The sequence below is a fragment of the Nitrosomonas eutropha genome (genome assembly GCF_003201195.1).
GTDB lineage: Bacteria > Pseudomonadota > Gammaproteobacteria > Burkholderiales > Nitrosomonadaceae > Nitrosomonas > Nitrosomonas eutropha.
In genome coordinates, this window is the sequence record NZ_QICQ01000004.1 from 104,964 (window position 1) to 113,155 (window position 8,192).

Annotated in this window: 9 protein-coding genes and 1 pseudogene; 6 read left to right on the plus strand and 4 right to left on the minus strand. The window is 47.5% G+C overall.

The window, feature by feature from the left end; translation table 11 throughout:
* Nucleotides 1-50 precede the first annotated feature (50 nt).
* Both C8R14_RS02730 and C8R14_RS02735 read left to right on the plus strand, forming a co-directional pair.
* Entirely contained in the window at nt 51-353 is a 303-nt protein-coding gene (locus tag C8R14_RS02730; protein ID WP_011634583.1) for a YciI family protein, read from the plus strand.
* 173 nt (nt 354-526) lie between these two features.
* A complete protein-coding gene (locus tag C8R14_RS02735) occupies nt 527-1,321 on the plus strand; it encodes a peptidyl-prolyl cis-trans isomerase (protein WP_011634582.1) in 795 nt (264 codons plus the stop codon).
* Nucleotides 1,322-1,349: 28 nt separating this feature from the next.
* Here the strand turns inward: C8R14_RS02735 and alr are convergent, their stop codons facing one another.
* Entirely contained in the window at nt 1,350-2,435 is a 1,086-nt protein-coding gene (alr, locus tag C8R14_RS02740) for an alanine racemase (RefSeq protein ID WP_011634581.1), read from the minus strand.
* Between the two features lie 126 nt (nt 2,436-2,561).
* Nucleotides 2,562-3,953 carry a M16 family metallopeptidase gene (locus C8R14_RS02745; RefSeq protein ID WP_011634580.1) on the minus strand — a complete coding sequence of 464 codons (1,392 nt, stop codon included), beginning with the start codon at nt 3,951-3,953 and terminating at the stop codon, nt 2,562-2,564.
* 105 nt (nt 3,954-4,058) lie between these two features.
* Between C8R14_RS02745 and ftsY the strand changes: the two genes are divergently transcribed.
* From ftsY to ftsX, 3 genes are read left to right on the plus strand one after another with little or no spacing between them, the layout of a single operon-like run.
* Nucleotides 4,059-5,057, plus strand: a complete 999-nt coding sequence (ftsY, locus tag C8R14_RS02750) for a signal recognition particle-docking protein FtsY (RefSeq protein ID WP_041353784.1) — start codon at nt 4,059-4,061, stop codon at nt 5,055-5,057.
* A 35-nt stretch (nt 5,058-5,092) separates the two neighbouring features.
* Nucleotides 5,093-5,746 carry a cell division ATP-binding protein FtsE gene (locus C8R14_RS02755; protein WP_041353514.1) on the plus strand — a complete coding sequence of 218 codons (654 nt, stop codon included), beginning with the start codon at nt 5,093-5,095 and terminating at the stop codon, nt 5,744-5,746.
* Nucleotides 5,743-6,663 carry a permease-like cell division protein FtsX gene (ftsX, locus tag C8R14_RS02760; RefSeq protein WP_011634577.1) on the plus strand — a complete coding sequence of 307 codons (921 nt, stop codon included), beginning with the start codon at nt 5,743-5,745 and terminating at the stop codon, nt 6,661-6,663. The genes C8R14_RS02755 and ftsX overlap by 4 nt, the downstream gene beginning before the upstream one ends.
* A gap of 54 nt (nt 6,664-6,717) precedes the next feature.
* On the opposite strand, the gene C8R14_RS02765 is transcribed toward ftsX, so the two are convergent.
* Nucleotides 6,718-7,158 (minus strand): CBS domain-containing protein, encoded by a 441-nt coding sequence (locus C8R14_RS02765; protein ID WP_011634576.1) that lies wholly within the window; start codon nt 7,156-7,158, stop codon nt 6,718-6,720.
* 67 nt (nt 7,159-7,225) lie between these two features.
* On the opposite strand from C8R14_RS02765, the gene ispD reads away from it, so the two are divergent.
* Nucleotides 7,226-7,927, plus strand: a complete 702-nt coding sequence (gene ispD, locus C8R14_RS02770; RefSeq protein WP_011634575.1) for a 2-C-methyl-D-erythritol 4-phosphate cytidylyltransferase — start codon at nt 7,226-7,228, stop codon at nt 7,925-7,927.
* A gap of 43 nt (nt 7,928-7,970) precedes the next feature.
* On the opposite strand, the pseudogene C8R14_RS13695 reads toward ispD, so the two are convergent.
* Nucleotides 7,971-8,192: pseudogene (locus C8R14_RS13695) on the minus strand (IS481 family transposase); the annotation flags it as partial.

An 8,192-nucleotide genomic window follows, 5' to 3' on the forward strand; every position in this document is an offset into this window, starting at 1 on the left:
CACAAAGAACCAGAACCGTATGAGATTTGTACTGACTAAGAGAAAATAACATGCTCTATTTAATATACGGTGAAGATGTTCCGGATAGCCTGGCGCAACGGGTAGTTAACCGGCCTGCACATTTGGCGCGAATCCAGGAATTACAGGAGCAGGGGAGACTGTTATTGGCAGGCCCTTGTCCGGCAATTGATAGCGTGGACCCCGGGCCGGCGGGTTTTACCGGAAGCTTGATAGTGGCAGAGTTTGCGTCACTGAATGCGGCTCAGGAATGGGCAGATGCTGATCCATACCTGGCAGCCGGTATTTATGCAAAAGTGGCCGTAAAGCCGTTCAGGAAGGTTCTGCCTGAATAAATTGGTGGTGGCCAGAGATTTTTCCAGTTTATTCAGGCCTGAATATTTTCAAAAGGAATCTGTAAAAGCTTGTTTGTTTTCAAAAAGAACTTATCCGTGTTTTGTTAAAATGTATGCTTTTTAGATTATTCAGATAAAATTTGTCAACTACTTTACTATTTAAAGGAAATTTTATGCGCTTAACCAAGTTTCTCTGTGTGCCACTTGCTGTGCTGGGATTTGTATGTACTACGCCCTTAAGTGCCCAGGGCGGTGGTACAGTCGCCAAAGTTAACGGTATAGCGATACCACAATCACGCCTTGACCTGGTGATCAAGGCAGCAACAGCGCAGGGTCAACCCGATTCAGCTGAAATGAGAAATGCTTTGCGCGAAAATCTCATCACGGAAGAAGTACTGACACAAGAAGCAATAAAAAAGGGGCTTGACCGTAATCCGGATGTTGTCACACAGATTGATCTGGCGCGCCAGGGAATATTGATCAGGGCGTATCAGGCTGATTTTATGCGAAATAATCCGGTTAGCGATGATGAATTACGCAAGGAATATGAATCAGTAAAATCACAGATGGGTGATAAGGAATACAAAGCACGCCATATTCTTGTGGAAACCGAACAAGAAGCCAAGGATTTGGTTGCCTCTCTGAAAAAGGGTGGCGTGTTTGAGAAACTGGCTGGTGAGCGCTCCATTGATACCGGCAGCAAGAGTAATGGTGGGGAGCTGGGCTGGAGCTCGGCGGCAGTTTATGTTAAGCCCTTTTCCGATGCATTGACCAAACTGAAAAAAGGCGAAACAACCAGTCAGCCAGTACAAACGCCCTTTGGTTGGCATGTAATTCGTCTGGATGATGTGCGTACTGCTGTTCCACCTTCTTTTGACGAAGTAAAACAAAATATGCAGCAGCGGGTATTACAGCGCAAGTTTGCAGCGGTGGTTGAGTCGTTGCGTAAAAATGCCAAAGTTGAATAATCAGGTATTAACAAAAAATCTGTAATCATTAGCTTATGCTGATGCTCGGTACTCTGGGAGAGAGTGCTGTCAGTAGCTCGTAACTGATAGTTTGTGCCGATTTTGCAACTTCTTCTACCGGTAGTCCTTCTCCCCAGAGGGTTACCGGGCTTCCCACCCCGGCTTCGCTAATCCCGTTCAGATCGACAGTTAGCATATCCATTGAAATACGCCCGACCAGCCGCGTGCGCTGGCCATTAACCAGTACCGGGGTTCCGGTAGGGGCATGACGTGGATATCCATCTGCGTAACCGGCTGCAACAACTCCGATACGCATTGGCTGGTTTGCGATAAACTGCCCGCCGTAGCCTACTCTGTCTGATGGATCAAGCTGTTGCACAGCGATGATCTGGCTGGTCAGTGTCATGACAGGCCGTAACCCCAGTTCAATACCTGTTTTGTCCGGCAGGGGCGATGCTCCGTAGAGGACTATACCAGGACGTACCCAGTCCGCATGTGTTCCGGGGTAACGTAAAATTGCTGCAGAATTAGCTAGCGTTTGGGGTAGATTATTTTCTTTTACATCGTGAAGTGCTGCAAACTGATCCAGTTGCTGATTAACTTGATCTGCTTCCAGAGCGTCATCCGCACAGGAAAAATGTGTCATCAGTGTAATACTGGTATCTGAACGCCATTGCCTGATTCTGTTGAATACGTAACTTTCTTCTTCAGGCCTGAAACCAAGGCGATTCATGCCAGTATTGATCTTGAGGTAGATATCCGGTTTTCCTGTCTTTCTGTGTGCCAGCAGTAGTGATAGCTGCTCATGACTGTGAATAACCGTACTGAGCTGATAATGATCGATTGCCTCAAGCTCCTCTGCCGAGAAAAATCCTTCCAGAAGTAAAACAGGTTGATTAAATCCGGCTTCCCTTAGCTGGATCGCTGCTTCCAGCTCAAGTACAGCAAATCCATCCGCTGTATTTAATGCTTGTGTGGTACGGAGCAAGCCATGGCCGTAGGCATCGGCTTTGACAACAGCCATAATGCGAGCCTGGCGAGTGTGGCTGCGGACAACAGAAAGGTTGTGCTGTAAAGCAGTACAGTCAATGAGAGCACGAATCGGGCGATACATTTGTACAATTGAGGTTAGGGAATCGAAAAAGAATCAACAGTTTACAGATGGTGCCGCCCTGGAAATAGTAATGAGCAACTGCTAGCACAGCTACCTTTCCTTTGTCTTTCGAGAAGATAGGCAAGGTTAGTGTTTTAGTTCAATGTTGCTGTTCCGGGAGGAAGAGGTTTCCGATAAAGGCTGCGGATCCAGTACGGCCACAGTCAGCGAATCATCTATCAGATATTTCTCAGCGACATTCCTGACCTGCTCTGCCGTAACTGCCTGTAGTCGTTCCAGAATGATATCTGCATCTCGGTGGGACAGTCCGATGCTTTCCAGTCTGCCAATCTGCATCGCCTGCGCAAAAGTGGAGTCAAGTTGATAAGTACGGCTTGCCACTACTTGTGCCTTGACGCGAGCAAGTTCTTCCTGGGTGATTCCGGACTGTATAATTTTGTCAATTTCAGTACGAATCGACTGTTCCAGTTCATCTGCTGTTCTGCCTTCACTGGGAGTCCCATCAATATAAAAAGTACCAGGGCCACGCTCAATAGCGCTATAGCCGGCATCAGCCGAGATGGCAACGCGTGTTTCACGTACCAGGGCTTTGTTAAGTCTTGCTGCGGCGTTGCCATCCAGTACTTCAGCCAGAATGGTCAGTGCGTAGGGCTCCCAGTCATTTTTGGGATCTTTGAGTACAGGAACTTTGTATCCCATGATCAGATGCGGGAGTTTTGCAGGTGCCTTTACTACCAGTCGCTTGATTCCTATTTGAGGCGGTTCAATTTGTGGCTTGCGTTCGGACAGAGATGGAATTTTACCGGCGCTGAATCTTCCGTAATATTTTTTTGCCAGTGCGAGTACGCTTTCCGGATCAACGTCACCTACCACTACCAGTACCGCATTATTGGGCGCATACCAGCGCTTATACCAATCCTGGGCATCACTTACCTGCATATGCTCCAGATCATTCATCCAGCCAATAATAGGGCGACGATAGGGATGTGCCTGAAAGGCTGTCGCCATTAGTTTTTCGTACAGTAACGCGTGTGCCTGATCATCCGTGCGCAGCCTTCTTTCTTCCATTACAACCTGTATTTCCTTGGCAAATTCTTCTTGTGTCAGCCGCAGATTGTGCATGCGGTCGGATTCAAGTTCCATTGCCATTGGCAAGTGGCGCTGGTGCAGCTGCTGATAATAAGCAGTGTAGTCACTACTGGTAAAAGCATTTTCCTTACCGCCAACGGCTGCAATTCTTCTGGAAAATTCTCCGGTAGGCACACTGTCAGTTCCCTTGAACATCATGTGTTCCAGTGCATGTGCCACGCCGGTTGTCCCGTTGACTTCATCCATACTGCCGGCCTTGTACCAGACCTGCTGAATGACCACTGGCGAACGATGATCTTCCTTGATAACCAGTTTAAGGCCATTATCAAGCAGATATTCGTGTGGATTGGCTGAAGCTGGTAGTGGCGATACCAATAATGTAACGCAAAGAAAAATAATGAGACGACTGGGGCAAAAACTGATTTTCATATTGTGCTGAAAGTTGAACTGGCCTGGGGCGGATGACTGACATTACCTCGGCAATTGGTTGATGGTATGATGTTTGTTTCCCCGAAACAGAAACAGCCTACCAGAATGTTTAGCATTTTTAAATCCAAAAAGAACTCTGACGAAAAAAATCCTGCTCGGATTGAAGTCGAGTCAGTCAGTTTCGCCGATAAGATCAGGCAGGGCCTGACACGCACACGACAGCAGTTTGGCAAGCAGTTGTCCGGGTTGTTTGGGGGCAGGAAAATCGATGAAGATCTGTATGAGGAACTTGAGACCGCTTTATTGACAGCAGATACTGGAATCCAGGCGACAAACCGGTTGCTGGAATCACTGCGTACCCGCGTTAAGCGTGATGCACTGGACGATTCAAAACAACTTAAAACAGCCTTACAGGATGCACTGACTGAACTACTGCAGCCGTTGGAGCGACCACTGGTTACAACTGGGCATAAACCCTTCGTGATCATGATTGCTGGCGTAAACGGTGTTGGTAAAACTACCACCATCGGTAAGCTTGCTCATTATTTCCAGTCACAGGGACATTCGGTGTTGCTGGCGGCTGGCGATACTTTTCGCGCGGCAGCACAGGAGCAACTTAAAATATGGGGCGAGCGCAACCAGATCACAGTTATTTCCCAGGAAAGTGATCCGGGCAAAAAAGGTGATCCGGCCGCTGTGATTTTCGATGCAGTCAATGCAGCTATTGCAAGAAAAATAGATATCGTTCTGGCCGATACCGCTGGGCGCCTAACTACCCAGCTCCATTTGATGGAAGAAATCAAGAAAATCAAGCGCGTCGTTGCCAAAGCCATACCTGATGCACCGCACGAGGTACTGCTGGTGCTGGATGCGAATACTGGTCAAAACGCTGTCAGTCAGTTAAAGGCCTTCAATGATGCTCTGGGTGTTACTGGATTGGTCATGACTAAGCTGGATGGAACTGCCAAGGGCGGAGTAATTGCTGCCATTGCTGCACAATTTGTCGATAATCCGCTCGCCCTACGTTTTATAGGGATGGGGGAAGGGCTGGATGATTTAAGGCCTTTCAATGCCCGGGAATTTGCAGAAGCACTGTTCGATTAATCCTCTGTTTTGTTTGAGTGTCTGGTATGGCTGCAATGATCAACTTCAACAATGTCAGCAAGTTTTATCCAGGAGGGTATGAGGCACTCAAAAGTATTACCCTGTCGATTAGCCAGGGAGAGCTGATTTTCTTTTCCGGGCACTCTGGTGCTGGTAAAAGTACACTTCTGAAGTTGATGGCCGCGATAGAACGTCCAACTTCCGGGAGTATTGTGGTAGGGCAGCAAAATATTGATTCACTCAGACGAAGTGCCATTCCTTACTTGCGCCGGAATATAGGAATGATCTTTCAGGAACAAAAAATCCTGTATGATCGTAATGTTTTTGCTAACGTCATGTTGCCGTTGCAGGTGACGGCCTTTGATACGAGAGCTAGTGCTTCGCGTGTGCGTGCGGCGCTAGATAAAGTTGGTCTGCTGAATAAGGAGAAGGCAGATCCAGTTACTTTGTCGGGAGGAGAAAAACAACGGCTGTGTATTGCGCGCGCTGTTGTTCATCGCCCGACCATTCTGATCGCGGATGAACCTACTGCCAATCTTGATAGCGGTTACGCACGAGACATCATGGCTGTTTTCGAATCATTCAATCAGGTGGGCGTTACCGTTCTTATCTCGACACACGACAGAATGTTGCTTGATATGACACAACATCGTGTACTTGAGCTGCGCCACGGAAAGCTGGTCACATGAGCAGCTGGCTGTCTCAACATGGGTATGCGCTGTTGCGTGCACTCAGACAACTTGCGGCTGCTCCCGTTGCCAGTCTGCTGAGTATCATCGTTTTCAGTATTGTTCTGAGCTTGCCCACGGGTATTTTTATACTGCTGGAAAACTTGCGCGAGGTATCAGGGCAGGCAACAGACATGCAACAAATGACCATTATGCTGGATACGGCAGCTAGCCAGGCCGACGTTGAGCTGATCAATGCTCGGCTGGAAAAGATGCCCACAATTGAAGGTTTTCAGTTTATTTCAAAGGAAATTGCGTTACAGGAACTGAAACAGGAAAGTGGGATGGTGGAGGTGATGCATAATCTCGAACAAAATCCATTGCCTGATGCGTTTGTAATCAACCTTGGCCATATGTCTGCCAATGAAATAGAAGAAATACAAGCCATGGTACAGACCTGGCCCAGGGTAGCGCATGTATTGGTAGATACTGACTGGGCCAGAAAACTGGATGCCATGCTTGATGTAGGAAGACTGGTCGTCATTATGCTGGCATCACTGTTCGGCGCGGCGCTTGTGATCGTTATATTCAATACCATCCGTCTGCAGATATTGACGCGGCGTGACGAGATTGAGCTATCCAAACTGATTGGTGCCACAGATAGCTATATCCGTCGACCATTTCTCTATTTTGGTGCGCTACAGGGGGTGGCGGGCGCTGTACTGGCCTGGTTGCTGCTTTATTTTGCAATCCTCAAACTGAATGAAGCTCTGTCCGAACTGGCCCGGCTATATGCCACCACATTTACGCTCAATTATCTTTCCTGGCGGGATAGTCTGATTTTACTGCTATTCTCCGGTGCACTAGGGTGGATTGGGGCGCGCTGGTCAGTTGCCCGGCATCTGTCACAAATCGATCATGAAAACTCCATCTCCTGATATCTCAGGATTCAATTTTTTATTTCTCTGAGATGAGGATTAAACCTAAAAGTGTTAAATTTCCCGCGCGTCATAAATGTATTGTATAAGCTGTTGAATAACAAATTCATGTTGTGAGATGATATCTTTTACCAAGTCACCTATCGAAAGAATTCCGACAATATTTCCATCATCCAAGACGGGAAGATGGCGAACGCATATTTCAGTCATCAGTGCCATACAATCTTCATTCGTGTAATCCAGTCCAACATAAGCTACCTGACGGGTCATAATTTCCTCTACTCGCATATCTTTTACCGATCTATTCAGTAAGCAGTATTTTCTGGAAAAATCCCGCTCAGTTAGAATACCGATTAGTTTTTTGTCTTTAACAACCAGCAGCGCACCGATGTTGTTGGTTGTCATCTTTTGCATTGCGTCGGATACGGAATCACTCGGTCCAATAACGACAACATCGTGTCCTTTTTCCTGTAACAAAGATCTGACAGTTTTCATAATAACCCTCCCGTTGATAAAATAACCGTATTTGATAATAAACAGGCCCATTTTACAGGATTCTTGCATGGTTAAATTTATTGCGCTGATTACAGCTGCCGGTTCCGGTTCGCGTATGGGAGAAGACATCCCCAAACAGTACCGGCCACTAGCAGGTAAACCTATGATTTACCACGCACTGCGTACCTTGTGTGGCATTGCCCGTATTTCCACAGTCTGCATTGTGCTGGCACCTGAAGATACTGAATGGATTCGGCATAACTGGCGTGAATTTGCCGGCAAGATCCAGATATTTAACTGCGGTGGGGCAACTCGTGCGGAAAGCGTTACCAATGGACTAAAGGCATTGCGTGCTGCAAATCATGTACAGGATCAGGATTGGATACTAGTACACGATGCAGCGCGCCCGGGATTAAGTACAACCCTGGTTGAGCGGTTGCTTGACCAGCTTGCGGATGACGAAGTCGGTGGTTTGCTGGCGGTGCCGCTGGCGGATACTTTAAAACGTGCGGATGATGCTGGTCGGGTAATTTGTACGGAACCGAGAGAGCGGCTGTGGCAGGCGCAGACTCCACAAATGTTTCGCATGAAGCTGCTGCTTGAAGCGCTGGAAAAGGCCCCAGCGGGTATCACGGATGATGCCAGTGCAGTAGAGGCATTGGGACTCTCTCCTAAGCTAGTAGTAGGAAATGCCTATAACTTCAAAGTGACTTACCCGCAGGATTTGAAGCTGGCTGAGCTGATCCTGCGAGAACGTGCCATAACCTAAAACCGATTCTGATCTGCGTTTGACATACTGGTAAAACGGTGTGTCAACGGGTCTGATTACCCCTCTTCTTAGAGATGTTTAGTCCCACGGTGTGCTGGAATGGATCAAAGATAAAACGATCTGGCTCATTTTTCCAGATTTTGCAGATGTATTCATAGGGTGTTAGGCCTTTGAGAGCTTTTAGTCTTTTGGCGAAGTTATAAGCCATCACAAAGCGATGGAGATGGGCCTTCAACTGATCGTGTGAGTCGTAATAATACCGTTT